The sequence below is a fragment of the Acidimicrobiia bacterium genome (assembly GCA_009694375.1).
In the GTDB taxonomy this organism is placed as follows: Bacteria; Actinomycetota; Acidimicrobiia; order Acidimicrobiales; family VFJN01; genus VFJN01.
The window spans coordinates 294,229-320,696 of the sequence record SHVB01000001.1 but is presented as its reverse complement, the minus strand read 5'-3'; the positions used below and the strand labels follow the sequence as shown (position 1 = coordinate 320,696).

At 66.3% G+C, this 26,468-nt stretch carries 30 protein-coding genes; 24 read left to right on the top strand and 6 right to left on the bottom strand.

Annotation, left to right across the window (positions count from 1 at the left end; genetic code table 11):
• The first annotated feature begins 4 nt into the window (after window positions 1–4).
• The 16 genes from EXQ71_01595 to EXQ71_01520 all read left to right on the top strand — a co-directional run bounded on the left by EXQ71_01595 (window position 5) and on the right by EXQ71_01520 (window position 14,116).
• Window positions 5–1,342, top strand: coding sequence for a hypothetical protein (locus EXQ71_01595; GenBank protein MSO86197.1), 1,338 nt, complete (start codon window positions 5–7; stop codon window positions 1,340–1,342).
• A 10-nt stretch (window positions 1,343–1,352) separates the two neighbouring features.
• A complete protein-coding gene (locus EXQ71_01590; GenBank protein MSO86196.1) occupies window positions 1,353–3,431 on the top strand; it encodes a hypothetical protein in 2,079 nt (692 codons plus the stop codon).
• Between the two features lie 50 nt (window positions 3,432–3,481).
• The gene (locus tag EXQ71_01585; protein ID MSO86195.1) at window positions 3,482–3,940 is read left to right on the top strand and encodes a hypothetical protein; all 459 of its coding nucleotides are present in this window, start codon (window positions 3,482–3,484) and stop codon (window positions 3,938–3,940) included.
• A 153-nt stretch (window positions 3,941–4,093) separates the two neighbouring features.
• Window positions 4,094–4,387 (top strand): AtpZ/AtpI family protein, encoded by a 294-nt coding sequence (locus tag EXQ71_01580; protein ID MSO86194.1) that lies wholly within the window; start codon window positions 4,094–4,096, stop codon window positions 4,385–4,387.
• Window positions 4,387–4,836, top strand: coding sequence for an ATP synthase subunit I (locus tag EXQ71_01575; GenBank protein ID MSO86193.1), 450 nt, complete (start codon window positions 4,387–4,389; stop codon window positions 4,834–4,836). Before EXQ71_01580 ends, EXQ71_01575 begins: the two co-directional genes overlap by 1 nt.
• 95 nt (window positions 4,837–4,931) lie before the next feature.
• Window positions 4,932–5,591 (top strand): ATP synthase F0 subunit A, encoded by a 660-nt coding sequence (atpB, locus tag EXQ71_01570; GenBank protein ID MSO86192.1) that lies wholly within the window; start codon window positions 4,932–4,934, stop codon window positions 5,589–5,591.
• An 81-nt stretch (window positions 5,592–5,672) separates the two neighbouring features.
• Window positions 5,673–5,873: an ATP synthase F0 subunit C gene (gene atpE / locus EXQ71_01565; GenBank protein MSO86191.1), complete on the top strand. Its 201-nt coding sequence runs from the start codon at window positions 5,673–5,675 to the stop codon at window positions 5,871–5,873.
• Between the two features lie 11 nt (window positions 5,874–5,884).
• Entirely contained in the window at window positions 5,885–6,604 is a 720-nt protein-coding gene (atpF, locus tag EXQ71_01560; protein MSO86190.1) for an ATP synthase F0 subunit B, read from the top strand.
• Window positions 6,598–7,128, top strand: coding sequence for an ATP synthase F1 subunit delta (gene atpH, locus EXQ71_01555; protein ID MSO86189.1), 531 nt, complete (start codon window positions 6,598–6,600; stop codon window positions 7,126–7,128). The genes atpF and atpH overlap by 7 nt, the downstream gene beginning before the upstream one ends.
• A gap of 34 nt (window positions 7,129–7,162) precedes the next feature.
• Entirely contained in the window at window positions 7,163–8,758 is a 1,596-nt protein-coding gene (locus tag EXQ71_01550; GenBank protein MSO86188.1) for a F0F1 ATP synthase subunit alpha, read from the top strand.
• A 3-nt stretch (window positions 8,759–8,761) separates the two neighbouring features.
• The gene (locus EXQ71_01545) at window positions 8,762–9,730 is read left to right on the top strand and encodes a F0F1 ATP synthase subunit gamma (protein MSO86187.1); all 969 of its coding nucleotides are present in this window, start codon (window positions 8,762–8,764) and stop codon (window positions 9,728–9,730) included.
• Window positions 9,731–9,747: 17 nt separating this feature from the next.
• The gene (gene atpD, locus EXQ71_01540; GenBank protein MSO86186.1) at window positions 9,748–11,205 is read left to right on the top strand and encodes a F0F1 ATP synthase subunit beta; all 1,458 of its coding nucleotides are present in this window, start codon (window positions 9,748–9,750) and stop codon (window positions 11,203–11,205) included.
• A complete protein-coding gene (atpC, locus tag EXQ71_01535) occupies window positions 11,202–11,609 on the top strand; it encodes an ATP synthase F1 subunit epsilon (GenBank protein ID MSO86185.1) in 408 nt (135 codons plus the stop codon). The genes atpD and atpC overlap by 4 nt, the downstream gene beginning before the upstream one ends.
• A gap of 20 nt (window positions 11,610–11,629) precedes the next feature.
• Window positions 11,630–11,920, top strand: coding sequence for a hypothetical protein (locus tag EXQ71_01530; protein ID MSO86184.1), 291 nt, complete (start codon window positions 11,630–11,632; stop codon window positions 11,918–11,920).
• Entirely contained in the window at window positions 11,917–13,140 is a 1,224-nt protein-coding gene (locus EXQ71_01525; protein ID MSO86183.1) for a hypothetical protein, read from the top strand. Before EXQ71_01530 ends, EXQ71_01525 begins: the two co-directional genes overlap by 4 nt.
• Window positions 13,141–13,294: 154 nt before the next feature.
• Window positions 13,295–14,116, top strand: a complete 822-nt coding sequence (locus EXQ71_01520; protein MSO86182.1) for a hypothetical protein — start codon at window positions 13,295–13,297, stop codon at window positions 14,114–14,116.
• Between the two features lie 12 nt (window positions 14,117–14,128).
• Here the strand turns inward: EXQ71_01520 and glpX are convergent, their stop codons facing one another.
• Window positions 14,129–15,121, bottom strand: a complete 993-nt coding sequence (glpX, locus tag EXQ71_01515) for a class II fructose-bisphosphatase (GenBank protein ID MSO86181.1) — start codon at window positions 15,119–15,121, stop codon at window positions 14,129–14,131.
• A 74-nt stretch (window positions 15,122–15,195) separates the two neighbouring features.
• Between glpX and EXQ71_01510 the strand changes: the two genes are divergently transcribed.
• From EXQ71_01510 to EXQ71_01500, 3 genes are read left to right on the top strand one after another with little or no spacing between them, the layout of a single operon-like run.
• The gene (locus EXQ71_01510; GenBank protein ID MSO86180.1) at window positions 15,196–15,948 is read left to right on the top strand and encodes a hypothetical protein; all 753 of its coding nucleotides are present in this window, start codon (window positions 15,196–15,198) and stop codon (window positions 15,946–15,948) included.
• Window positions 15,949–15,997: 49 nt separating this feature from the next.
• Window positions 15,998–16,693: a hypothetical protein gene (locus tag EXQ71_01505; GenBank protein MSO86179.1), complete on the top strand. Its 696-nt coding sequence runs from the start codon at window positions 15,998–16,000 to the stop codon at window positions 16,691–16,693.
• The gene (locus EXQ71_01500; protein ID MSO86178.1) at window positions 16,690–17,286 is read left to right on the top strand and encodes a dienelactone hydrolase; all 597 of its coding nucleotides are present in this window, start codon (window positions 16,690–16,692) and stop codon (window positions 17,284–17,286) included. The genes EXQ71_01505 and EXQ71_01500 overlap by 4 nt, the downstream gene beginning before the upstream one ends.
• 17 nt (window positions 17,287–17,303) lie before the next feature.
• On the opposite strand, the gene EXQ71_01495 is transcribed toward EXQ71_01500, so the two are convergent.
• Genes EXQ71_01495 through EXQ71_01480 form a run of 4 tightly spaced genes read right to left on the bottom strand, consistent with a single transcriptional unit; the run spans window position 17,304 to window position 21,159 of the window.
• On the bottom strand, window positions 17,304–18,104 hold the full coding sequence (locus EXQ71_01495; protein MSO86177.1) for a murein L,D-transpeptidase: 801 nt from the start codon (window positions 18,102–18,104) through the stop codon (window positions 17,304–17,306).
• 9 nt (window positions 18,105–18,113) lie between these two features.
• Window positions 18,114–19,628 carry an MFS transporter gene (locus EXQ71_01490; GenBank protein MSO86176.1) on the bottom strand — a complete coding sequence of 505 codons (1,515 nt, stop codon included), beginning with the start codon at window positions 19,626–19,628 and terminating at the stop codon, window positions 18,114–18,116.
• A 26-nt stretch (window positions 19,629–19,654) separates the two neighbouring features.
• Window positions 19,655–19,852, bottom strand: coding sequence for a hypothetical protein (locus tag EXQ71_01485; GenBank protein MSO86175.1), 198 nt, complete (start codon window positions 19,850–19,852; stop codon window positions 19,655–19,657).
• Entirely contained in the window at window positions 19,849–21,159 is a 1,311-nt protein-coding gene (locus EXQ71_01480; protein MSO86174.1) for a hypothetical protein, read from the bottom strand. Before EXQ71_01480 ends, EXQ71_01485 begins: the two co-directional genes overlap by 4 nt.
• A gap of 120 nt (window positions 21,160–21,279) precedes the next feature.
• On the opposite strand from EXQ71_01480, the gene EXQ71_01475 reads away from it, so the two are divergent.
• The 4 genes from EXQ71_01475 to treS are packed head-to-tail and all read left to right on the top strand — an operon-like array spanning window position 21,280 to window position 25,028.
• Window positions 21,280–21,570, top strand: coding sequence for a NifU family protein (locus EXQ71_01475; GenBank protein ID MSO86173.1), 291 nt, complete (start codon window positions 21,280–21,282; stop codon window positions 21,568–21,570).
• 23 nt (window positions 21,571–21,593) lie between these two features.
• Window positions 21,594–22,532 (top strand): methylmalonyl Co-A mutase-associated GTPase MeaB, encoded by a 939-nt coding sequence (gene meaB, locus EXQ71_01470; GenBank protein ID MSO86172.1) that lies wholly within the window; start codon window positions 21,594–21,596, stop codon window positions 22,530–22,532.
• Between the two features lie 10 nt (window positions 22,533–22,542).
• The gene (locus EXQ71_01465) at window positions 22,543–23,349 is read left to right on the top strand and encodes an enoyl-CoA hydratase/isomerase family protein (protein MSO86171.1); all 807 of its coding nucleotides are present in this window, start codon (window positions 22,543–22,545) and stop codon (window positions 23,347–23,349) included.
• An 8-nt stretch (window positions 23,350–23,357) separates the two neighbouring features.
• Window positions 23,358–25,028: a maltose alpha-D-glucosyltransferase gene (gene treS, locus EXQ71_01460; protein MSO86170.1), complete on the top strand. Its 1,671-nt coding sequence runs from the start codon at window positions 23,358–23,360 to the stop codon at window positions 25,026–25,028.
• A 102-nt stretch (window positions 25,029–25,130) separates the two neighbouring features.
• On the opposite strand, the gene EXQ71_01455 is transcribed toward treS, so the two are convergent.
• Window positions 25,131–25,457, bottom strand: coding sequence for a hypothetical protein (locus EXQ71_01455; GenBank protein MSO86169.1), 327 nt, complete (start codon window positions 25,455–25,457; stop codon window positions 25,131–25,133).
• A 168-nt stretch (window positions 25,458–25,625) separates the two neighbouring features.
• Between EXQ71_01455 and EXQ71_01450 the strand changes: the two genes are divergently transcribed.
• Window positions 25,626–26,465: a rhomboid family intramembrane serine protease gene (locus EXQ71_01450; GenBank protein MSO86168.1), complete on the top strand. Its 840-nt coding sequence runs from the start codon at window positions 25,626–25,628 to the stop codon at window positions 26,463–26,465.
• The last annotated feature ends 3 nt before the right edge of the window (window positions 26,466–26,468 follow it).

Genomic DNA, 26,468 nt, shown 5'->3' with positions numbered 1-26,468 from the left:
GCGCATGCACGCCCGTTTCGTTCCTCCTCCACTCGCCTGGCGGCGGCTGGTGGCGGGGTTCGTGTTGGCCGCCGGCATGGGTTCCCTTATCGGCGTTCTCGGCACCGCCCCGGCGGGCGCCTCGCCCCGGTTGGCCCGCGAATGCACGCAAGCCACCCTGTCGCAGCGGGAAACGGTCAACCAACTGCACGAGGTGCGGCTGTCGATCGACCGCACCTTGCGCCTGTTGGACAGCGGGCAGCGAGCGGCGGCCTTCGCCGAGGCCAAGACGGGCTACCTCGACTGTTTCGAGGCGCTTGAAGCCCCCCTGGACATCGTGGCCGGACAAGACTTCCGGTTCTCCGTCGAGGACATTTTCGCCCGGGTACGGGCCCTGATTCAAGCCGACGATGCCAGTAGCGGAGAGATCCGCGCCTACATCGTGGAACTGCGTGGCCTCATCGACGACGCCGAGCGCCAACTCACCACCAAGGGGGTGGGGGCCCCGGCGATTGCCTTTGGTCAGTCCTTCACGCTGCTGTTGCGCGAGGGCCTCGAGGCGGTGTTGCTGCTGGCGGTGCTGCTCGCCTATCTCGAGTCGAGTGAGCACGCCCGGCACCGTCGGCCGATTCTCTACGGCGTGGGGTTGGCGGTCCTGGCCACCGTGGTCACCTTCTTCCTGGTGGATGCGCTCTTCGCCGTTCTCCCCTTTGGCCGGGAGGTGCTTGAAGCGGTGGTGGGCATCCTGGCGGTAGCCATGCTGTTCTACGTCTCGTTCTGGCTCCTGGCCCGTCTCGATCAGCGCCGCCGTATGGAGTTTCTCCAGGCCCGAGTGTGGAAGGCGGCGTCGGTTGGTTCGGCGGCCTCCCTCGCCTTTGTGGGCTTCACCGCCGTGTATCGCGAGGGCTTCGAGACGGTGCTCTTTTACCAAGCGCTGTTTAGTTACGGCGAGGGCCTCCAGGCGTGGATCCTCGCCGGCATGGCGACCGCCGCCGTGGTGCTGGCGGTGGTGGGATGGCTGGTGCTCAAGATGGGGCGTCAACTTCCGGTGAAGCGATTCCTGCAGGTGGCTCTCGTGGTGGTCATGGCTACGTCGGTGGCGGTGATCGGTAATGCGATGCGGGCACTGCAAGAGGCCGCCATCATCAACCTCCATTTTCTCAACTCCTGGCCGAGCCTGCCGATCTATCTGGCCCAGGCCACGGGGTATTACCCCACCTTGCCCAGCGTGGTGGCGCAGGGAACCCTCATTGTGGTCTACGTCGCCGGCGCCATCGCCACGGTGTTCGTGAAGCGCCGTCACGCCGCCGTTACCCCCCGCCCGGCCACCCCGCCGGCGGTGGTCGAACCCGTCTCCGTGTAGACCTCCGTCAATGGGAGTGCGGATTGGCGTCGACGTTGGCGGGACCTTCACGAAGGCGGTGGGTATCGACACGGCCACCGGCGCCCTCGCGGCGCGGGCGGCGGTACTCACGACCCATGACGACCGGGCCGGCTCCGCCGCCGGGGTGGTAGAGGTGGTGAGCCAGGTGGCCGCCGTGGTCGGCGCGGCGGAGGTCGAGCTCATCACCTACTCCACTACCCAGGCCGTGAACGCCCTCCTCGAAGGCGATGTGGCGGTGGTGGGGGTTCTCGGTATGGGCCGTCAGCCCGATCTGCGCAAAGCGGCCCAGCGCACCCGCCTGGACAAAGTAGAACTCGCCCCTGGTCGTCGTTTGCCCACCGTGATCGAGTTTCTCGACATCACCCATGGCCTCGACGACACCGCGCTCACGACGGCGCTGGACCGATTGTGCGCCGGGGGGGCCACCACGATCTGCGTGGCGGAGGCCTTCGCCACCGACGGGGGCCTCGACGAGCGCCGGGCGGTGGAAGCCGCCATCGACCGTGGCTTGCCCGCCTGTGGTTCCTCGGAAATGACCGGCCTCTACGGCCTCGAGTTGCGGGCGGTCACCGCCGCGCTCAACGCCTCGGTCCTGCCCATCGCCATGCGCACGGAGCAACACGTGGAAGCGGGGGTGGCGGCGGCGGGCATCCATGCCCCGGTGATGGTGATGCGAGGCGACGGAGGGGCCACTGATCCGGCGGGCCTGCGGCGAGAGCCTGCTCGCGCCCTCTACTCCGGCCCGGCGGCGTCGGTGGCGGGAGTGCTCCGCCACACCCGCGTCGCCGAAGGCATCGTTATCGAGGTGGGAGGCACATCGAGCAACGTGGCCGCCATCAAAGATGGCCAGCCCGCCCTGTCCTACGTGCGGGTGGCTAGTCATGCCACTGCCGTGCGCGCTCTCGACGTGCGGGTGATCGGAGTGGCGGGTGGCTCGCTGATCCGAGCCCGTAAGGGGCGTCTCTACGGTGTCGGGCCGCGCAGCGCCCACATCGCGGGCCTGCCGTACTGCTGCTATCAACCCGCCCCGGCCTTGGTGGGCGCGGTGGCGATGCTCCATGCACCCCGGCCCGAAGACCCCGCTGACTGTCTCGTGCTGAAACTCACCGACGGCACCGCAGTGGCCCTCACCGTCACCTGCGCCGCCGTGGCTCTCGGCGTGGTGCAGCCGGGTGACTATGCGGGGGAACATGCCGATGGCGAGGCAGCCCGAGCGGGCTTCGCCATCGCCGGGCCGCAGGTGAAGATGAGTGGCGACGATCTCGCTCGCCACGTGCTGAACACGGCGGCCGATGCGGTGGGTGCGCTGACCCTGGCGGTGGCCCACGAGTACGGCCTGAGCGCCCCCACTTTGGTGGCCGTGGGGGGCGGCGCGGGCGGGCTGGGCCGCCATGTGGCCGCTCGCCTCGGGTGGCGGTTGCATGTGCCCGACCTCGCTGAGGTCATCTCGGCGGTGGGTGACGCACTGTCGTTGGTGCGGGTGGAGCGGGAACGATCGATCACGAACCCGCAGCCGAGCGATCAGGCGGCGTTGGCCCGGGAAGCCACCGAGGCGGCGGTGGCGGCGGGGGCGGAGGCAGATTCCATTGATGTGCGCATCGAACTCGATGGCGACCGTGCCGCGTTGCGGGCGGTGGCCACGGGCATGGTGGGACTGGCAGCCGGTGCTCTGCCCGGTCGTTCGCCCATCGATGCCGGTGAGGCCACCGCCATCGCTGCCGAGTTGGGCGCGGCAGCCCCCGTGGCGGTGGGGCGTTTTTGGGTGGCTACCGGCACCGATGACGAGCCGGTGGCCCAGCGGCCCACCGTGGTGCTGGATCGCTTCGGCGATCCGGTGGTCGCGGGAAGAGGGGGAGTGCTGCCCGCCGCCGGTGGCACCGGCGCGGAGGATTTGGTGGCACTCGTAGGCCAGGCCACTCGGCGGCGGGGTTTCGTCTCCACCCTGCCCACGGCCTGGCTGATCCAAGACAACCGGGCCACCGAGGTGGCGCCACGGGATCTCGCCGCCGCCGTAGCCGCGGTAGACCACGAGGCCGGTCCAGCCGTCGTGGTGGTTATCTGCCCATGATGGTGCCTGGTGGTTCGCCGTTCGTTTGCCTCCCGAAGGAGCCCTAGCCCATGGCCCTGTACGTTTCTGCCGGTACTCGCCGCCGCCGTGTGCTGGTGATTGCCGGTGCTGCCCTGGTGGTGGGGTTGGCGCTGGGGTATGTCGCCGGCGGGGCGGGCTCGCCGAGTTTGTCGGGCGAAGTGCAAGCAGTGCAGGCCCGCGCCGCGCAGGCCACCACGGCACTGGAGCGCCTACCGATTGAGTACGAACAGTCCCTCGCCGGGGTGGGGGGGGAGTCGACTGGCACCATCGTGGATGCCCTTGATCGGGCGGGCGCGAAACTCGATGAGGCCTACGGCGCGGCGATCTGGTTGCCCGAAGGGGCGTCGGCGACCACGGATGCCGCCTTGGCTGACCTCGCGGCGGCCGCCGCGGCCGGCACGCCGGTGGCCGATTTTGCCCAGGGTGTCACCTCCCTGGCCGAGCAGATCGCGCTTACCTTTGCTCTGCCGGCACCGGCTTCGCCCTGACCCGCTCAACGACAGTTTTTTCTCCCTCCGAAGTTTTGGTCGCGGGTCGGCTAAGGTCCGGCTTGGCCCGCGGGGGAGCTGGATTTGTCGGCCCCGAGCTGTGGGTTCTAGATTGCGAATCTCTTCACAAGCGTTCGTCGTAAGACGCACCGAATGGTCCTGGGGTCCGAAGCAACTGTGTTTGATCTTTCCGCTAAGCGCGAACTCAACAATGGCTTCGGCAACTCCATGTCGACCGCCGTCGAGCTGGTCGTGTCCCCGATTCTCATGGGCCTCCTCGGCTGGTGGATCGACCGGCAGCTCGGCACCTTCCCCCTCTTCGCGCTGGCGTTGTTCTTGGTGACGCTGGGCTACATCGTGTGGAAGCAGTTCGCCGTCTACGCCGCCCGAATGGACCGTCAGCAACAAGAGCTGCTCGCCCCCACGATCGATCGGGAACGGGCATGATGGCCACCGACCTCCCGCTCTCCCCGACTCCAGCGGTTGAGCGCGAACTGGTCTTGGACATGGTGAAGCGCGGCGTCTGGTTCGCTCCGGTGATCTTGTTGGTCGCCACCGTCATCTGGGGGCCGCAGGGCACCGCCTCGGCGGCCGTGGCGATTGCGTTGGTGACGCTGAACCTCCTTCTGGCCGCCGCGGGACTCTCCTGGGCGGCCAAGGTGTCCCCGATGGCCCTCATGGCCGTCTCGCTCGGCGGCTTCGCTCTGCGTATGGGCCTGTTGTGCGTCGTGCTGCTCGTACTGCGCAACGAGCCCTGGGTCAACATGGTGGCGCTCGGGATCAGCCTGGTCGTTACCCATCTGGGTCTGTTGTTCTGGGAACTGCAATACGTCTCGGCTTCGTTGGCCTACCCCGGCCTCAAGCCCACCGCTGACAAGGAGGCTGTCGTCCCGTGATCCTTGGGTTGGAATTCCCGCCTATCTCCCACGTGGTGGAGTGGCCCACCTTGTTCGGAAGCGGCGCCTTTGCCGTGAACAAGGTGATCATCCTGATGTGGGTGTCGGCCGCCCTGTCGTTCTCGGTGCTGTTTCTCGGTTCCCGCAAGCAGGCACTGGTGCCCACCGGGGTTCAAAACGTTGCCGAATCTGCCGTCGACTTCGTTGAGACCGGCATCATCATGGAGACGATCGGCCCCGACGGCCTGAAGTACACGCCGTTCCTACTCACGCTGTTCACCTTCATCCTGTCGTGCAACATCTGGGGCCTCATGCCCGGTATCCAGATGCCGGTGAACGCCCGGATCGCCGTGCCGGCGATGCTGGCCGTAGTGGTCTGGGCCGTCTACCACGTGACCGGCATCATGAGCCAAGGTCCCATCAAGTACTTCATTTCGGCCACCATCCCCCCCGGTGTGCCCAAGGCCATCCTCCCGTTGGTGTTCTTCATCGAACTGATGGGGATCCTGATCACCCGCCCCCTTTCCCTCGCGGTGCGACTCTTCGCCAACATGATCGCCGGGCATCTTCTCCTCGTGACTTTCGCGGTGCTGTGCCAGGCCCTCTGGGAGGCCACCAAGCTGGGTGCCGCCCTCCCCTTCGCGCTGCTGGTGTTCCTCAGCGCCTTCGAAATCCTGGTGGCGTTTCTCCAGGCCTACATCTTCACCATCCTCGCTGCCGTGTACATCGGTGGCGCCATGCATCCCGAGCACTAAGAGAAAGAACCAAGGAGAACAACCGTGCTGCAACTTCTCGCACAGCAAGCCCCGGGCGAACTTGAGGCTGGCCTAACGGCCATTGGCCGAGGCATCGTTTACGGTGGCGCGGCCATCGGCCCGGGCATCGGCATCGGCATCGTGGTGGGTAATGCCATCACCGCCATGGCTCGTCAACCGGAGGCCGCCGGCATGGTGCGTACCACCATGTTCCTCGGCATCGCCTTCACCGAAGCTCTCGCGCTGTTCGGCTTCGTTCTCGCGTTCATCATCGCAGGCTGAGGAGGCCAACCGTGCGAATCCGCACCCGTGTCATGTTTGCCAGCAGCCTGCTCGCAGTGGGCTTGGTGGCCGTTGCTCCCTCGGCGTACGCCACTGAGGGGGACTTCAGCGAGGAGCAGGTTGAGGAGATCACGAAAGAGGCCGAGGAAATCGCCGAGCAAAACGGTGCCTCCGGGTTCGACGCCGAGTGCATCGCAATCCTCATGGAGGGCGGGTCGCCGGAAGACTGCCACGAGGCACCGAGTCCGATCTTCCCCGCCACCGATGAGTTGGTGTGGGGTTCGCTGTCGTTCCTCGTGTTGTTCCTCCTGATGCGGAAGTACGCCTTCCCGTCGATCAAGAAGGGCATGAACGATCGCTCCGATCGCATTCGCTCCGACCTCGATGCCGCCGAGCAGGCCAAGTCCGAAGCGGCCGAGCTTCTTGATGGCTACCGGGTGCAGATGGCTGATGCCCAGTCGGAGGCGGGCCGGATCATCGACGAAGCCCGCCAAACGGCGGAGGCGCTCAAGAAAGACGCCGCCGCTCGCTTGCAAACCGAACTGGCCGAGACCCGCAGCCGGGCCGCCACCGACATCGAGGCGGCCAAGGTGCAAGCCACTGCCGATCTCAAGGGTGAACTGGCCACGCTTGCCGTAGGGGCCGCTTCGGCCGTCGTGAACAAGAACCTCGACCCCGCTACCCAGACGCAGCTCATCGAGGACTACATCGCGTCGGTTGGCGCATCGTGAGTCAGGGCCGGTCGCACGCCTACGCCGGCGCTCTGCTGGTAGTGGCCCGCTCTGAGGGCAGCCTCGAGGAAGTGGAAGACGAGCTCTTTCGCTTCGCCCGGGTACTGGAGACCAACGACGAACTCCGCACCACCCTCACTGATGCGGCGTTGCCGGTAAGCCGGCGTCAGCAAATCGTGGAGGATCTTCTCGGCGGTCGGGCCAACCCGATCACCACTGCCCTGCTGTCGATGGTGGTGGGAACCGGTCGGGCCCGCGACCTCGCCGCCATCGTGGATGAGCTGGTACGGCTCAGCGCGGCGGAGGGCAATAAGGAACTCGCCGAGGTGCGCTCGGCTATCGAGCTCACCGACGACCAGAAGCAGCGTTTGGTAGTCGCCCTCGAGGCGGCCACCGGCAAGAAAGTGGAGCTGAAGGTGATCATCGACCCGTCCGTACTGGGCGGTCTCGTAGCCCAGGTGGGCGACACGGTGATCGACGGTTCGGTCAAGACCCGCCTCCAACAACTCCAGACCGCGTTCTGAACTCGCACCAAGACGACCAAGGAAGAGACCCCAGATGGCAGAGCTGACCATCAACACGGCGGACATCGCCGCTGCGTTGAAGAAAAACCTCGAGGGCTTCTCGCCCTCCACGGCGGCCGCTCAGGTCGGCCGCGTCATCGAGGTGGGCGACGGGATCGCCACCGTCTCCGGCCTGCCGGGCGTGGGTGTGAACGAACTCCTCGAGTTCGAAGGGGGCATCCGGGGCTTGGCCCTCAACCTCGACGAGGAATCGATCGGCGCCGTGATTCTGGGCGACGGCGGGGCGGTGCGGGAGGGCTCCACCGTAAAGGCCACCGGACAGATCCTGTCGGTACCGGCGGGCGACGGTCTTCTCGGTCGGGTGGTCGACGCGCTGGGTATCCCCGTGGATGGCAAGGGCCCGCTCACCAACGTTCACGACCGTCGCATGGAGATTCAGGCCCCGGGCATCATCGGCCGCAAGCCCGTGCACGAGCCGCTCCAAACGGGCATCAAGGCGATCGACGCCATGACCCCGATCGGCCGTGGCCAACGCGAACTCATCATCGGCGACCGCAAGACGGGCAAGACCACCGTGGCGATCGACACCATCATCAACCAGCGCGGCCTCGGCGTGAAGTGCATCTACGTGGCCATCGGACTCAAGGAATCCACCGTGGCCAATACGGTGGCCACCCTCGAGCAGTACGGCGCGATGGACTACACCGTGGTGGTCCTCGCCGGTGCCTCCGACCCCGCCCCCTTCAAGTACCTCGCCCCCTATGCCGGTTGTGCAATGGGGCAGTACTGGATGGAGAACGGCGAGCACGGCCTCATCGTGTACGACGATCTGTCCAAGCAGGCGGAGGCCTACCGCCAGGTGTCGCTCCTGCTGCGCCGCCCGCCGGGCCGCGAGGCCTACCCCGGCGATGTGTTCTACCTGCACAGTCGCCTGCTGGAACGGGCCGCCAAGCTTTCCGACGCCAACGGTGCCGGCTCGCTTACGGCGCTTCCGATCATTGAGACCAAGGCCGGCGACATCTCCGCCTACATCCCCACCAACGTGATCTCGATCACCGATGGGCAGATCTTCCTCCAGGATGACCTGTTCAAGTCCGGGGTACGCCCCGCCTTCGACACCGGCCAGTCGGTGTCGCGCGTGGGGGGTGCCGCACAGATCAAGGCCATGAAAAAGGCGGTGGGAACCCTCAAGGGCGACCTCTCGCAGTTCCGTGAACTCGAGGCTTTCGCCGCCTTTGGCTCCGAACTCGACAAGGTGTCGCAGGGCGCCCTCGACCGCGGCTATCGCCTCGTGGAACTCCTGAAGCAAAACCTCAACAGCCCCATGCCCGTGGAGGAGCAGGTGGTGTCGCTTTATGCCGCCACCAACGGCTATCTCGATCCGGTGCCAGTGGAAGACGTGACCCGCTTCGAGAAGGAGCTTCTCGAGTGGTTCCACGCTCGTCATGGCGGAATCCTCGATGGCATCAAGACCACCGGCGATATCGCCGACATCGGTGCCTTTGAGGCGGCCCTCCAGGGATTTGCCGATCAGTTCCAGGTGTCAGACGGTTCCGCCGTGGTCGTGGAGATCACCGTGCCCGCGGTGGTGGCGGCCGATGCCGTGCTGTCCGGCGAGGCATCGGAGTAGCGCATGGCCGGTGGTGCTGAGCGGATCCTGCGTCGACGCATCAAGTCGGTGCAGTCGACCAAAAAGATCACCAAGGCGATGGAACTCATCGCCGCCAGTCGGATCCTCAAAGCCCAGCAGCGGGTCAATGCGGCGCGTCCTTACAGCGAGCAGATCACCGAGGTGATTCGGAACCTGGCGGCGGCCGGAGCCGGCGGCGGTTCACCGCTGCTCCAGCAGCGTGACGAGATTTCCACGGTGGCTTTTGTTGCCGTGGCGGGCGACCGTGGTCTTTGTGGTGGCTATAACACCACCGTCATCCGCACCGTGGAGCGCGAGATGGCGCGCCTCAAGGCGGAGGGTCGGCAGACTCGCCTCATCACGGTGGGCAAGAAAGCCACCGGCTACTTCCGTTTTCGCGGGTTCGAGATCGACGATGCCTTCGTGGGCTTCTCGGATGAGCCCACCTACGAAGACGCTCGCCTCGTAGCCGACGCCGTCGTGCGGCGCTTCGAAGCCGGCGAGTACGACGCGGTGGAGATGTGTTACACCCAGTTCATCTCCGCCGGTGTGCAGCGGGTGCAACTCAAGCGCTTCATGCCGCTGGAAACCGATCTTCTCGATGCTGCCCCGAAGACCGAAGGACCCACCGCGGACTACGAGTTCGAGCCCGGTCCGGGCGAGATCCTCGATCGGCTCCTGCCCCGCTACGCCGAAGCCCGTCTGTACGCCGCTCTCTTGGAGGGCTCAGCGTCGTTTTTCGCCGCCCAGCAGCGGGCCATGAAGTCCGCCACCGACAACGCCGAAGAACTCATCACCAAACTCAGCCGCATCATGAACCGGGCCCGCCAAGATGCCATCACCACCGAGATCATGGAGATCGTCAGTGGTGCCGAAGCCCTGCGCGGCGGTCAGTCCGGTTCTTCCGACCTCCTCGCCGACAACGCCCTCGACGTGGCCATCATCGGCCCGTCCTCTCTCATCCGAAACTGATCCCCGGAGACATCGCCATGACTGTGACCGACCACCAGCCCCTCTTGAAAGACGGCCGCGTCGTTGCTATCGCCGGCCCGGTGATCGACGTTGAGTTCCCACCCGACGCCGTTCCTGCCATCAACACGCTGCTCGCCTTCGACATCATCATCGACGGCAAGCCGCTGCCGGTGCGGGCCGAAGTGGCCCAGCAGATCGGCGATAGCCGGGTGCGAGCGATCTGCCTGCGCCCCACCGATGGTCTCGTGCGCGGCACCATCGTCACGAACACCGGTCACGGTATGCAGATGCCCGTGGGTGATGCCGTGCTGGGGCACGTGGTCAACGTGATTGGTGAGCCCCTCGACGTGGCGGAACTCGATGCCAGCAAGATCGAGGACCGCTGGGACATCCACCGTCCCGCCCCGGACTTCGACACCCTCGAGCCGCAAAAGATCGTGTTCCCCACCGGCATCAAGGTGATCGACCTCCTCACCCCCTACCTGCAGGGCGGCAAGATCGGCCTCTTCGGCGGCGCTGGCGTGGGCAAGACCGTGCTCATCACCGAGATGATCAACCGGGTGGCGTCGCAGTTCGGCGGTGTTTCGGTATTCGCCGGCGTGGGCGAGCGCACCCGAGAGGGAACCGACCTGTTCTTGGAGATGGGCGAGACGATCATGGGTGACGGTGTTACCCGCGTGCTCGACAAGGCGGCGTTGGTGTTCGGCCAGATGGACGAGCCGCCGGGCGTTCGCCTGCGAGTGGCTCTGGCGGCCCTCACGATCGCCGAGTATTTCCGCGATGTGAAGAACCAGGACGTGCTCTTGTTCGTCGACAACGTGTTCCGCTTCGTGCAGGCCGGTTCCGAGGTGTCCACCCTGCTCGGTCGTATGCCCTCCGCCGTGGGCTACCAGCCCACCCTGGCCGACGAGATGGGTGAGCTACAGGAGCGCATCACCTCCACCCGAGGCCGTTCCATTACGTCCCTGCAGGCGGTGTACGTGCCGGCCGATGACTACACCGACCCGGCGCCGTTCACCACCTTCACCCACCTCGATGCCACCACCGAGCTGTCGCGCGATATCGCCGCTCTGGGTATCTACCCGGCGGTGGACCCCCTCTCGTCCACCTCTACCATCCTCGCCCCCGAGATCGTGGGCGAACGTCACTACAACGTGGCCCGCCGCGTGCAGGAGATTCTCCAGCGGTACAAGGAGTTGCAAGACATCATCGCCATCCTGGGGCTCGATGAACTCTCCGAAGAAGACCGCATCACGGTGGCGCGGGCCCGCAAGATTCAGCGGTTCTTGTCGCAGCCGATGTTCGTGGCCAAGAACTTCACCGGTCTCGATGGTGTGTTCACCCCGGTTGAGGAGACGGTGGATTCCTTCGAGCAGCTGGTCAACGGCGACCTCGATGATCTCCCGGAGCAGGCGTTCCTCAACGTCGGTGGCGCCGACTCCGTTCGGGCCAAGGCCGCCGAGCTCCTGAAGTGACCCTGCACATCGAGGTCGTGTCGCCCGAGCGCATCCTGTGGACCGGTGACGCCCATCACGTGATTGCGCGCACCACCGGCGGTGGTGAAATTGCCTTTCTGACGGGCCATGCTCCCTTCGTGGGTGCCCTCGACATCGGCACCGTGCGGGTGCATGGCGAGGATGGCACCGAAGAGATCATCGCCGTCCACGGAGGGTTCGTGGAGGTCAGCCACGATCGGGTGACGGTGCTCTCTGACGTGGCCGAAGTGGCCAGCATGATCGACATCGATCGGGCCCGGTCGGCGGCCGAGCGGGCCGAGACCTCCTTACGGTCGGAGCACGACGTCGAAGTTGACGCTGCGTTGCGGCGGGCCCGGGTGCGTATCGAGACTGCCACCGCGTCGGTCAACGCCGGCCGATAGCACGAGCGGTATCCTGAGCCGTGGCTCGCCAGCGGCTCGGGGTTGTCTTAGTGATACCCCAACCCGTAGCTCCCTGGGTAAACGGCCTGCGCCGGGCTCTCGGGGATCAGGTCCGGAGCCGTATCGAGCCCCACCTCACCCTGGTACCCCCGATCGAGGTGGCTGAGAGGGATCTTCCGACCGTTTTTGCCGCCGTGCGCCGGGCGGCGGTCGGCGTGGACCCGCAGTCGCGGCGGTTGGGGCCACTCGATGCCTCCAGCGTCGTTTGGCGCTGGGAGCGCTCGGTGCTTCCCGGTGGGGGGCCACAATGATCAACGTCCCCCGCCCCACCGGTCCTCCCACCCTCGAGTGGTTCGACCGGCCGGGACCGTGGCTGGTCATCTGCGGAGCGGTCTACCTGCCCTTTACCCTGGCGGGATTCGGTACCGAAATTGACGTGCCCAATGTGTTGCGGTCGGGTCGTTCGTTGGTGGAGGACGGCCGCTACCAGATGTCTCGGGGCCCGGGGTCGGCGGTGTACGAGGCGGGTACGGGGGTGTTGGAGCGCATCGGTGGCTCGGTCCTCGTGAACCTGGCCAGTTTGGGGTTCGCCCTCTTGTGCCTGTGGTGTATCCAGGCCCTCCTGCGGGCCGACGGCGCCCGCTGGGGGACCGGGGGCATGTTGGTGCTGGCTACCAACCCGTGGTTTTGGATTGCCGCCACCAGTCTGGGGGATTTCACCTGGGCACTCGGGTTGGGGCTGTCGGGCGCGGTGGCCTCACAGCGTTCTCGGCCAGTGGCGGCGGGAGTGTTGTGGGGCCTGGCCCTCGGATGCCGGGTCTCCACGCTGCTCGTGGTGGTGGCCTGGATCGTTGCGCAATACACGGGTCGCCCACCGCATCGGGTGCGCAAGGCGGAAACGGCCCGCACCCTGGTGGTGTTTGGGGTGGTGGGGGTGATGTGTTTCCTGCCTCCGTGGCTGGAGGCGGATCGCACGATGGGCTTTGTCACCAACCAACTCGCCACCGCGGGTTTCGTGGGCCATCTCGGTCGGTGGGCCACGAAGAATCTGGCGGTGGTCGGTCTGCTCGCCGGCGTGGTGCTGATCGTTGGCGCCCGAGGTCTCCTCGACGGTTTGCGGCGGTGGCCGTCATCAATGGTGGTGCGCTTCGCGGTGATCATGGGGGTGCTGACCGAAGTGCTGTTCTTCCGTTTTCCCTTCAAGCCCCTCCATCTCCTGCCGGCCGTGGCGGCGCTGGCTCTCTGGGTGGGGTCCTCGCCGTTGCTCACCCGCCGCTGGATCGGGGCCCTGCTGGTGGCCCAACTCAGTGCCGGTGTGCTGGGCTTCACGGTGGCAACCCCGGATGTGGTCAACAACGCCCGCTCGGGTCGTTGGGCGCCCGATGTGACGAGTGGGATTGTCCTCACCGACGTGCGCTGTCGGATGGAGGACCGACGCGATGCTCCCTGGCCGGACCCGTCCTCGCCGGCGGCGGTGGTGCGGGCGGCCAGTAATGCCAACTGTCAGAGCACCTCCTGGCGGGTGCCCTAGCCGCCCGCAAAGGGGGCGGCGACCGTTGCGCCCAAAGCCGGACTGGTTCTATCGTTGGCCGCGTGTGGGCGGCGTCAGTAACGCGAGCGGGCCGCGCCGTCGCTCGAGGATGGGCGGCGGCGGGTAGATCCACCGGCGCGCCTCGGGTCGCCGGATGACACGCCCGCGGGCGGCGTGCCTGGCGGTAGCGGTGGCTCTCCTACTGGTGGTGGCCGGGGGAGCGGGAGCGCAGGAGAGCGGCGGCAACGCCGAGGCCGGCGCCGGCACCATTGATGGCGGGGTGCGGGTGACGGTGATCAAAAGTGGTGGGTCGTATCGCGTGGGGGCGGTATCAGGCGGGGGACCTTCCGGCCCCTCGGGCCCGTTGTCGGGCTGCACGTGGACGGTGATCTTCGCACCGGACCTGTCCGAGGCGCCCTACGGATTGCCGGTGAGTCCGCAGCGGAATCCCGATGACCAGTTCGCGTTGCTTGTCTGCAACGGCACCACCCTCCGCGGGATCTGGGTGGCTACGTCGGACATCGTGGATTTGGATGCGGTGGCCGCCGCGGAAGCGTCGCGGTATGTGAAGGACGTGCTGGTGCCCCAGGTCGGTATCGGGGTGAACCCGGCTATTCGCGGTCTGGTGGGCCTGAGGTCCTGGTTCTGGATCGACGGATTCACCGGTATCGCCACGAGCCCGGCGATTACCGCCTTCGGTGTCACCATCGATGTGCGGATGTTCTCAAACTTGGTGGTGTGGAACTTCGGTGACGGCCACGAGTGGCGCGGCGATCTGGGCCGGACCTATCCCGTCCCCTCCACGGTGCAGCATGGCTACCAGCGCCACGGGTCTTACCCGGTGGTCGCCGTGATTCATCTGGTGCCGGAATATCGCGTGGATGGCGGTCCCTGGCTACCGCTCGCGGGCCTGGAGGCCCGGGCCTCGGCGCAGCATGACGTAGAGCAACGTCAGGCCATCATCACCGGTGGCTAGCGCCCCTGAGGACTACTCGAAGTCGATGGAGGCGTAGTTCCTCAGTTTGGCCAGGCGGTGGCGGGCGTTGACTTGGCGGACGGTGCCGGACTTGCTCCGCATCACGAGCGACTGGGTGGTAGCCCCCCGACTGTCGTAGTGCACGCCCTTGAGCAGTTCGCCATCGGTGATTCCGGTGGCCGAGAAGAAGCAGTTGTCTCCGGCCACGAGGTCCTCGATGGTGAGCACCTTGGCGAGGTCGTAGCCCTTGGCGATGGCCGCCATTCGCTCCTCGTCGTTACGGGGCCAGAGGCGGCCCTGTTGCTCGCCGCCCATGCACTTGAGGGCCGCGGCGGTGATCACGCCCTCGGGGGTACCCCCGATGCCGAGCAGGATGTCGGCCCCGGAATCATCCCACGCCGTGGAGATGGCGCCGGCGACGTCGCCATCGGGAATGAGGCGGATTCGGGCACCCGCGGCGCGCACCTCGGCGATCAGGTCCTCGTGACGAGGGCGGTCGAGGATCACCGCGGTGAGGTCGCGCACGGCGGAACCTTTGGCCTTGGCCACTGCGATGAGATTTTCAGTGGCGGTGCGGGTGATATCGATCACGCCCACACAATCCGGACCCACCGCAATCTTCTCCATGTACATGCAAGGACCCGGATCGAACATGGTGCCCCGCTCGGACACGGCGATCACGGCGATGGCGCCGCCGCGGCCCAGCGCGGTGAGGGTGGTTCCATCGATGGGATCCACGGCGATGTCGGTGGACATCGGGCTGCCATCGCCCAGACGCTCCCCGTTGAAGAGCATGGGGGCATCGTCCTTCTCACCCTCGCCGATCACGACGATGCCGTCCATCGGGACGGTGTCGAGCACGATCCGCATGGCATCGACGGCGGCCCCATCGGCACCGTTCTTATCGCCTCGGCCCATCCAGCGACTGGCGGCTAAGGCAGCGGCTTCGGTGGTGCGCACCAGTTCGAGGGCAAGGTTCCGGTCGGGGCGCTGCTTCTCGGTCATGCCTCAGGGTACAAGACGGAGGCGGTTGGCTTCAGCGGCACCACCTCCTGGGCCACTTGCGCGAGGCTATGGGGATGGGACTGTTGGCGCGGGGTGGTGGCGAAGAAGACGAAGAGCGAGGGGAGGTCTCCATCGCGGGGATGGGCGAGATGGGTGGTGGACCCCCGTCGGAGACCGAATACGTGCTCGATGAGTGGAGTGAGCAGGACCGCCACATTCTCCGGGAACGGATGGAGACACTCGGGGTGCCCCACCGCTGGGAAGGGGCCACCGTGGTGGTGGCGAGTGCCGACGATGCCTGGACCGAACGAGTGATGGATCAGGTGGAGGCCGACCTCGACGATGCCGAAGCCGAGGTGGCATCGGGGACGGTTGGCTACGACCTCACGGAGTGGGACGACGACAGTTGCAAACAACTGATGGACTTCCTGGAGGCCGAAGGCATCTCGTACCAACTCGATGAAAACGAACTCTTCGTGGATGTGATGCATGAAGAGCGCACCGACGAACTGGTGACGGTGGTCCTGGACCCCCTTGCCATTGTGCTTCCCGCCGATGGCGGCATCGATGTGATGAGTGAACTGTTCGTGGCTGCCGATCGCCTGGCCAATGATCCCAGCGACCAGGCCGGACGCAAAGCTCTGCCGGTGGCGGTGCGTCAGGCCGTGGTGCAGGGAGCCCCCTACGGTATGGATGCCCCCTGGTGGAAGGGCGTGGTGACCCAGGCCCAGGCGGTGGTCGCTCTGATGGAGACTCCCGAGGCCGACGAAGATGAAGTGGCGGCACTCGCCGGGGCCCTGCGGGACCACCTCCGTCCCGTTATCTAGCGTGGCGCTCGCCGGAGGCCCATCGGGCAGCGGCCGATAGATTGAGCGGGTGATTCTGGCCGAGTTGGAGATCTTCCACTCGCGCCCCATCGCGCCTACCCGCCGGGTGGCCCTCGGGCAGCAGCATCTTCCCGTTGCCCCCGCCCCCGGCTACGGCGGCCTGCTCCTGGCGGGGATCGTGGCCAACTTCATACCCCAACTCGACCCCGACCTGTTCGACGATCTCGATCGCCTGACCCGTCAACTCCAAGAGGGCATGCGGATCCCGCAACCCCGCCTGCGGTACCGGTTCCAGCAGGATCGCGTGGGCCTCACCCGCAGCGTCCATCAACTCATTGGTGGCGGTAAAGACATCGAGTTCGAGTTTGCCGAAAAGGGGGCGGCCGCTCAGCACATCCTGGCGGCGGTCTACTCGGCGGGCCAGTTGTCACCGGGCCCGCTAGGTCGAGTGATGGATGGCATCCGCTTGGGTATGCGGTGGTCGGGTGCCCTCGACGGGCGCTTCGTGGGCTACCTGTCGGGCGGGGAGCGAGGCCACCACCGGTTCCAGGGCGCCGGGCAGGATCCGGTCCAATGGGCGCTGGGGATTCTCGACCTCATTGAGGTGCCCAGCCGGTCTTCCCTCCAGCACCAGTTTCGTGATCTCGTGCGCCGCGCTCACCCCGACCATGGGGGTGATCACGGCGATGCCGCCCAACGGATCGCCGATCTCACCGAGGCGCGCCGGATCCTCCTGGCTTCATGACCCCCCCCAAGGCCCCGGCGGGGGCGGCGCTGTTGTTCCCCGGGGCAGGAAGTTCAGCCGATCACCCCAGCCTGGTGGCGATCGAACACGCGTTAGCGCCCCTGCCGGTGCACCGACGCGACTTTCCCTACCGGCGGCAAGGCCGTCGGGCTCCTGATCGCGCCCCGGCGTTGCTGGCCTGTGTGGTGGAGGAAGCCGCTCGGCTCGCTCAGGAAGCAAGGGTGGCGCGGCGGCGCATCGTGCTGGGCGGTCGATCCATGGGCGGACGCATCTGCTCGATGGCGGCGGCCGATGGCCTGCTCGCCGCCGCGTTGGTGCTCATCTCCTACCCGTTGCACCCGCCGGGAAAACCGGATCGCCTCCGCGTCGAACACTTTCCCGCGCTGGCGATGCCGTGTTTGTTTCTCTCCGGTACCAGGGACCCGTTCGGCACTCCCGCCGAACTCGAGCATCACACGGCCGTGATCCCCGGGCCCGTTACCCATGTGTGGGTGGAGGGTAAGGGTCATGACCTCCGAGGAGAGGACTCCTTTATCGCAGCCACGGTCGCTCAGTGGATCAGCGCTTCGTGGAGCTCCGCCACGCTCGCGTGAGTCTCGACCGATCGGGGTTAGGGGAGGATTTCCACGGGGGTGCCGAGGGGGATGCCGATCTCCTCGACGATTCTGCTGATCACCTTGTTGTCGAGACGGATGCACCCACTCGACACGTCGGTGCCCAGGGCAGCGGGATCGTTGGTGCCGTGGATACCGATTACACCGGTGCCCCCGTTGAAATTTGTGAGCACGTCAGAAAAGCCCGACAGTCCGTAGGCGTAGGTGCCGTACGGACCGTTCTGATTCGGTGGCCGGAGGAGTTCCTTCACGTAGTAGACCCCCCCCGGGGTGGGCCGATCGGCGCGACCCACACCCACGGGTTCATCCAACACAATCTCATCGCCGGCGAACAACCGCAGCCGATGATCGGTGAGGCTCACCTCAATGCGGTTGTTGATGCTCGACACCTCGACGTCGTCGGCGTCTACCCAGCCCGTGCTGCCGTTGGGCCGCAGGGGCAGGTACACCTCGTATCGGCCCTTCACCGGCACCACCTTCTTCACCAGGAACACGATGGGGATGCCCGGCGCGGAGGTGGCCTCGGCAGTGGTGATCACGCCGGCCTTGAACCGCTCGGTGGGGGTGGCGATCGTGGCGTCGTCAAAAATCTGAATCGACGTTCCCTGGGCCTGAGCGGCCACGGCCGGGATGGTGATCCCCGCCGTGGGCTCGGTGACCACGGTGGCGGTAGTGGTAGTGGTGGTGCCTAATTGGCCGAGTTCCGGGCGCTCACCGGCACAGGCCCCGAAGAAAAGGAGAGCGGCGAGGGGTACGCGCCGGAGGGTGGCTCGACCATGGAAGTAATGGATGCCCACCCCTTCACGTTAGTGCTGGGTGTCGCCCCCCAGGGAGCGGGGCAGCGCGGAAATCTGATCTTCCGGATTGATGTCCTCAAGTTCGCGGTGGGCCGTTTCCGGATAGGCCGCCAACACCAATGCGGCCATCATCATCGGACCGATGGCCAGGACCATAAGGGCTGGGCCCAGGCCGTCCCACCGGGCGGAGAGCACACCGGCGGCCAGGAGGCCGACCACGCTGCCTCCCACCCCCACGATGGTGATGATGCCGTTGGCTTTGCCCCGCAGTGACGTAGGGAAAAGCTCGGGTCCGTACACACCGAGCGCGGGTACCACCATCGCCCCGGTTATGGATCCCATCACCGACAGCGCCCACATTGGCCAACCTTGGGCTAGGACCATCGCCACCGTGAACGCCACCCCTCCAATGGTGCCGATGGCGCCAACCTGTCGACGGCCGCGGGTGTCGGCCAGTCGACCGCCCATCACGATGCCAATCCCCCCGGGGGTATTGGTGAGTAAGAGGAACAGACTGATGCGGGCCGCGCTGAAGCCGCGTTCGTTGCGGAGGAACTCGTTCATCAACTGTGAAGCCGGTGCCGTGAACAAGGCGAGCAGGAACGCTGAGGCGGCCAGCAACCCCAGGCGGCGGCCATGGCCCTTGATGCCAGCACGGGCATGAGGAACCGTGAAACGTTGGCTCTCCGGCAGCACGCGGGCGATACGCAGGAGCACCGGGAGGAACAGCAGGGGGAGCACGAAGATCACGCGCCATCCCGTTGCGCTGGTATCCGCGAGGGGGAGGGCGAAGAGCACCAGACCCGCCCCCAGCGCGCCGGTGACCGACAACAGGCTGATCCCGAAGGCTCGCGATCCCGAGGGCATCTCCTCCACGGCCACGATGGTGAGCAGGATGACCGAGGCGGTGACGGCGCCCCGCACCAGTGCCTGCAAGATGCCCAGCGTCAGGAGATTGGGAGCAAAGGCGCTCAGAGCGGAGAGCCCGCAGGCGGCGGTGGTCGCCCACAGCAGCACCCGACGACGACCGCGCCGGTCGGCGAGGGCGGCGAGGGCTAGGGCGCCGAGTACCCCGATGCGCACGGCCGCCAGCGTGGCGCCCTGGGCGGGCCGGCCGGCTCCGAACTCGTCGGCGGCGAAGGTGATGGTTTGGGTGAGTGCCGAACCCAGATAGCCGAGCATCACCGCCAGCAAGGTGAGGCTGCCCATCACGGTGGCCGTGCGGGCATTGGTGGTCTCCGGTGGGAACCACCAGGGCCGGTGTCCGGGGATGACCTGGCCGGCGAGGGCGCGCCGATAGAGCCACGGGAATGGCCCCCAGACGAGGGGGGCCACCTCGTAGTTGATGCGTTCTTCCACCGTGGCATCGGCCCCGGTGTGCAACATGCGTTCGTAGGTCGTGAACGGTCCTGAGATGGCGACGAACCGGTCCGCGCCGTCGGCGATCTCCACCACCACGTCGTGGCGCGGTTGGCGGGCGAGGTCGAGGCCCGGCGGCGGGATGGTGCGAAGGAGGAGGGTCAACGGCAAGTGGGGAACGGGAGGGGAACTTAGCGGGGTGCGGGTTCGTCCGGCGGAGGTAATTCGATGGCTTCGGCCTCGGCTTCGGCGCCGAAGCGGTTGGCGCGACGGTTAGTGATGGCCAGCAGCACGGCGAAGAGCGCCACGGGGGCAAGGACCATCCCCATCTCGTCCCAGCCACCTTGGTGGCCCAGCACGAGCGTCAAACGCGCCACCGATACCGTCACCCGAGTACCACTACGACACCGGCGCCCATCGTAGTGCTCAGTGCGGCCGCCGTGACCACCGTGGCGCGTGCCGCACGGGAGCGGGTCACGAGCGACAGGGCGGTGTCGTGAAACACGACGAGCGCCGCCAGATTGCCGACCGCCACCAGAGCCAACTCGCTCCAGCGAAGCCAACTCTGGGTTCGCAACCCGTAGTCGATGGTGCCGTTGACGGTCCCAAAGAGGTCGTTGCCTCGCCCGAGCGGGTCCGAGGCAAGGATGAGGGCGTTCCGTCCCTCCGTCAGCAGCAACGAGAGATCGTGGGCGAGGAACCATCCGGTGGCCAAGGGGATGAGGGCCACCCCCAGGGGTGCGGCGAGTCGGAGGGTCTGACCCCGTTCGGCCACCCACACCACCAGGAGATAGAGCGCCGCCACCATGAGGGTCGCCCAGGCCAGCCCGGCAGTGTCGAGCAGGGTCCGCCCCCAGCCCCGACTGGAGCCGAGCAAGTCGACCCAACGGTTCGATTCCGCCAGCAGGTCGAACGTGACGCCCCCGAGCCACACGGTCATGAGCGGCGCGATTCCCGGCGGCAGCGGCCCCCGAGCACCCCAGGGTGAGACCCGAGCGACCGTGGACGACAGCGCGCCGAAACCCTCTCCGGTGGCGAGCCATCGGTGCCCCCATCGCCAACCGGTCCCCAACGCCGCCGCCGAGTAGAGGAGCAGGAACATCGCTAGCGCCCGCGGTGACCCCGGGCGGTAGTAGGCGAGGAAGTACCAGATGAAGCTGAAGAGGAAGGCCGCCGCCACCCACGGGGGAGCGGTTCTTTCGGCAGGCTGGCGGGTACCGAGGGGAAGTAGTCGGACCACGGTGGCGAAGGGGTTGACCCAGCGGAAGACATCCCCGCAGAGCACACAACTCAGCGGCAGGCCCACCCAGAACACAACCCCCACCACCCATGGGGTGGGGTTGCCGGCCTGGGTATTGACACCGGCCAGTGCGATAACGAGCACCAGGGCCAACAAGAGGATGCCCGCCACCCCGCCGGCGAGTGGCGTATCGGGGGCGGGCCGGGCTTCGGCGGGGTGGAAACGGGCGAGACGAGCCGAAGGCCACCACGCCCACAACACCAATGCGGTGATCACCAGGGCGGCCGCGCCGCCATAGCCCAGGAGTAGGGGCTCGGGGAGGGCATCCCCCCCGGCGTTGTGGGCACTTGCCGGCGCGGCCATCATCACCACGGCCCCCACCGTGGTGAGCGACCCGAATACGGCTCGGGAGAGAAGGCCGCGACGGGCACCAGGGGGGACGCGGCGGGAAGACATGGGCAAGACCCTACGAGGCAGGGAGCGGGAACAGGGAGCGGGAACAGGGAGCGGGAACAGGGAGCGGGTTGGAGGTGTTGACCCTCATGAAGTGGTTCGGTGCTGCTCCGCGGCGCGATCATGGCTCTGGCCCTTGAAGGAGTCCCTGTGTTTGAAGAGAAGGTGCAAACCACTATCGAAGCTATTCGTCCGGCCATTCAGGCCGACGGCGGCGACATCTTCCTGCATAGCGCCGATGCCACCACCGGGATCGTGCAGGTCGAACTCGTAGGGGCCTGCGTGAGTTGCCCCGCTTCCACCGTCACCCTTAAGGCGGGCATCGAGCGGATCCTCAAGGACCGCGTGGAAGGCGTTACCGAGGTGGTCAACATTGGGGAGACCCTCGCCGATGGCACCCCCGTGTCGCTCTGACGATTCGGTAGCGTTGGGCACTCATGGCCGATGATCCCGCTGACCTTGTCCAACGCGCCCGGTCCGGCGACCGCGCTGCGTTGGCGCGTTTGCTGACGTTGGTGGAACGCGGCGGCCCGGTGGCTCGGGAGGTGGGACGGTGCACCCATCCGTGGGCCGGGCAGGCCTACACAGTGGGGGTCACGGGCGCGCCTGGCGCGGGAAAGTCCACGCTTACCAATGCGTTGATCATGGAGGCGCGGGGGGCGGGGGAGTCCATCGCCGTGCTGGCGATAGATCCTTCTTCGCCGTTTTCGGGCGGAGCCATCCTCGGGGATCGGGTGCGCATGGCCGACCATGTCAGCGATCGGCGGGTGTACATCCGCTCCATGGCCACTCGCGGGCATCTCGGCGGTCTTTCCCTGGCCACCCTCGAAGCCGTGCGAGTGCTCGACGCCGTGGGTTGGCCGTGGGTGGTGATCGAAACCGTGGGTGTTGGGCAGGTGGAGGTGGAGGTGGCTGAAGCCGCCGACACCACCGTGGTGGTGGTGAACCCTGGCTGGGGCGATGCCGTGCAGGCCAACAAGGCCGGTCTGTTGGAGATTGCGGATGTGTTTGTGATCAACAAGGCAGACCGCCCGGGGGTGGAGGAAACCCGCGGCGACCTCGAACGGATGCTGGATCTCACCGACGCCGGCGGGTGGCGACCCACAGTGGTGACTACCCACGCGCTCACCGGTGGTGGGGTACATGAATTATGGGAGGCCATCGGGGCCCACCGCGCCCACCTTGAAGCGACTAACACCCTGGCGTCGCGTCGCGCCGCCCGAGTGGGAGCCGAACTCACCCGTATTCTGATGGCGCTGTTGCTCGAGCGGGCCCAGGCCACCGCCGGGGTGGCGCTCGATGAGCTGACCGAAGCCGTGGTCAATCGAACGATCGACCCGTGGACCGCCGCCGGGCAACTGCTTGTCCCCGAGTAGCGTCCCGGCTATGTCGCCGCTGCCCCTTGTCACCGTAGAGCGCCGAGACGACGGCGTCGCCGTCTTGCGCCTCGACAACCCTAAAGTCAACGCCCTGTCGATGGAGTTACTCCATCAGTTGGAAGTTGCCGCCTCGGCCTTGCGGGACGATCCGCCCGGCGCGGTGGTGGTCACAGGGGGCGACCGCATCTTCGCCGCTGGGGCCGAGATTTCTGAGTTCCGTTCGGTGGAAGCGCCTGAGGAGGTCATCACCCGGGCCGAAGCCCAGTTGATCGGGCAGTGTTTCCTGAGGGCACTGAACGCGGTGGCCGACATTCCCCGGGCCACCTTCGCCGCTATTTCCGGATTCGCCCTCGGCGGGGGTTGCGAGTTGGCGCTCGCCTGCGACTTCCGGATCGTCAGCGACAAGGCCAAACTTGGACAACCGGAGATCCTCCTGGGGATCATTCCCGGGGGTGGCGGCACGCAACGCCTTGCCCGATTGGTGGGCCCGGCCCGGGCGAAGGACCTGATCTTTTCCGGGCGACAGGTGCGGGCCGAGGAGGCGTTGGCGATGGGTTTGGTGGATGAGGTGGTGCCGTCCGCCGAGGTATTCGACCGGACCGTGGCGCGCGCCGCCGCCCTGGCTACCGGAGCAGTGGTGGCCCAAGGATTCGCCAAACGGGCCATCGACCGGGGCCTGGACATCACTCTCCACGGTGGCCTTGACCTCGAGCAGCAACTCTTCGCCGAGGTGTTCAGTACCCACGATGCCCGCATCGGGGTGCAGTCGTTCCTGGAGTTCGGTCCCGGGCACGCCCACTTCACCGGCACCTGAAGCCAGCCATGACGCTCCCCATCGAGCCCATCGACTCGCGCTGGTATCAGCAAGCCGTTTTCTACGAGGTATTCGTGCGCGGGTTCTTCGACTCCGGCAACGACGGCTCTGGTGATATTGGCGGCCTGATCGAAAAGCTCGACTATCTCGAGTGGCTCGGCATCGACTGCCTCTGGCTGCTTCCGTTCTTCGCCTCACCTCTGCGCGATGGTGGCTATGACATCGCCGATTTCTATCGTGTGCTACCCGATTACGGAACCATGGACGATGTTCGTGAGTTGATCGAACAAGCGCACCAGCGGGGGATGCGCGTCGTCGCCGACATGGTGATCAACCACACCTCTGACCAGCATCCCTGGTTTCAGGAGAGCCGACAGGACAAGACCAACCCCAAGGCCGACTGGTATGTGTGGGGCGACGACGACCGCCGCTGGGGCGATGCCTCAGTGCTCTTCGTAGACACGGAGACATCGAACTGGGCGTACGACCCGGTGCGGGGACAGTACTTCTGGCACCGCTTCTTCCACCATCAGCCCGACCTCAACTACGACAACCCCGACGTGGCCGATGCCATGCTCGACGTCGTGCGGTTTTGGCTGGATTTGGGCCTGGATGGGTTTCGCCTCGACGCCGTGCCGTACCTCTTCGAGCAGGACGGCACCAACGGCGAGAACCTCCCCGAAACCCATGCGTACTTGCGGCGCCTCCGGCAGCTGGTGGATGAGCACTACCCGGGCCGGGTGTTATTGGCCGAAGCCAACCAACGGCCCGAACAGTTGGTGGACTACTTCGGCCGCGACGGCGATGAATGTCATATGTGCTTTCACTTCCCGCTCATGCCGCGCCTGTTCATGGCGGTGCGGCGGGAGGACCGTCATCCCATTACCGAGATCTTGGCGGCGACTCCGCCGATTCCCGATGGCGGCCAGTGGGGGATCTTCCTGCGCAACCACGACGAACTCAGCCTCGAGATGGTGACTGATGAGGAGCGTGCCTTCATGTACGCCGAGTACGCCAGTGACCCGCGTATGCGCCGCAACGTGGGCATTTCCCGCCGCTTGTTCCCCCTGCTGGACAATAACGAAACCCTCGCCCGTCTCTTCCATGCCCTGTTGTTGTCGCTGCCGGGGAGTCCGGTGCTCTACTACGGCGATGAGATCGGGATGGGCGACAACATCTTGTTGGGGGACCGAGACGGGGTGCGCACCCCGATGCAGTGGACGCCGGACCCCAACGGGGGTTTTTCCAAAGCGGAGGCGACACAGCTCTACCTACCGGCGGTGGAGGATCCGGTCTATGGCTTCGCCACGGTGAACGTGCAGGCCCAGCAACGCGATACGTCGTCGTTCCTGCATTGGCTGCGACGGCTTCTCCAGGTGCGTCGGGAGTATCCCGTGTTGGGCACTGGTTCCCTAGAGGTGCTGCCCGTTGACAATCCGGCGGTCCTGGCCTATCTGCGGCGCGACGAGCACCAGAGCGTGCTGTGCGTTCATAACCTCAGCCGGCTTCGGCAACTCGGCGAGTTGATGCTGTCCGACTGGGCCGGTCAGATTCCCGTCGAGGTCACGGGCGGGGTGGCCTTCCCGCCTATTGGTGCATTGCCCTACGTCATCACGCTGGCCCCGCACGGTTGGTACTGGTTCATTCTGGACCATCCCGGATCACCCGCCACGAGGTGACAACGGGGCCACCAAGTCTTTCCTGGCTGCGGGTCCCGAACGCGCCGAAGGGCGGACCGCTGCTGCGATCCGCCCTTCGGGTGGGAGCAACCCGTAGTGGCGTTAGGCGACGCGACGGATGGGCGACTGCACGCCGAGGGTCTCGTCTCCGGCGGCCCGCTCATGGGTGAGCCAGGTGAACATGGCTCGCCAGGCGACGGTCAGGCCCGCCACGAGGAACCCGGTCATCCACAGGCCGGTGCGCTCGTCGCGCACCTCGATGCCGAAGCCTTCGAAGAGCGAGTAGTCCAGTATCAACACGGCGCCGATGGCCACTACGAAGGTACCGAGTGAGCGAAAGCGCTCGATGCCCGGCACGTTGTCGACCACAAAGTCGACCAGTTTCAAGGTAGCGAGGGCCAACATGACCACGATTGCGAAGCTATACATTCCGACCTCCTAAGGGCGGTGACGACTTCTCCACTCGCCGGTTCAGACTCCAAATGGACCGAAAGGTTGCATGAAGATTCGGCGTCGATCCCGACACAGTCTCGCAATGCGTCTGCCGTCGTGGTCCTGACACCTCGTCGCGGGGCCCTCCCACTAGCGTTCACCCTCGTGGATACCGCCATCCAGACCTGTTACCGCCACCCGGATCGTCGGGCGGGCGTGATCTGCCAGCGCTGCGATCGGCCGATCTGTCCCGACTGCATGCATCAGGCATCGGTGGGCTTCCACTGCCCCGAATGCACGAAGCAGGGCGCCCAGAAGGTGATCAGTGCCCGCTCCCTGAGGCCGCCGAGGCCGGTGGCCACCTTCATGCTGATCGGGATGAACGTGATGGTCTACCTCGTTGGCATAGGTTCCGGCGGCACTACGAAGGGAGCGTTCATCCGCAACGGTGGCCTGGTTTCGGGGGGGGAGGGGCTATCGGCCTTCGGGGTGGCCAACGGCGAGTGGTATCGGCTGGTCTCCTCGGGGTTCCTGCACGCCGACTTCTTGCATCTGGCGTTCAACATGTTCGTGCTCTATCGATTGGGGCAGTTGCTCGAGCCAGTTGTGGGCCGAGGCCGGTTCGTACTCCTCTATTTCGTGGCGATGCTCGGGGGGGCCCTCGGGGTGATGATCATCGATCCCAGCAGTTTCACGGTGGGAGCCTCAGGAGCGGTGTTCGGGCTCATGGGCGTGGCGGTGGCGGTGTTCCGCGCCCGGGGCATCAGCATCATGGATTCCGGGCTGGGTGCCACCATCATGTTGAACCTCGTCTTTACTTTTGCCGTGCCCAACATTTCCGTGGGGGGGCATGTGGGTGGCCTGATCGTGGGTTTCCTCGCCGGTTGGGTCCTCACCGACTTTGGTCCGCGCGTGTTGAAGGACCCCACGGTGATCGTGGGTGCAGTGGTGGCCATTGGGTTGGTGGCCGGTAGTGCCTCGATCGTCCTCGCCGGCGCGGGGTAGCGG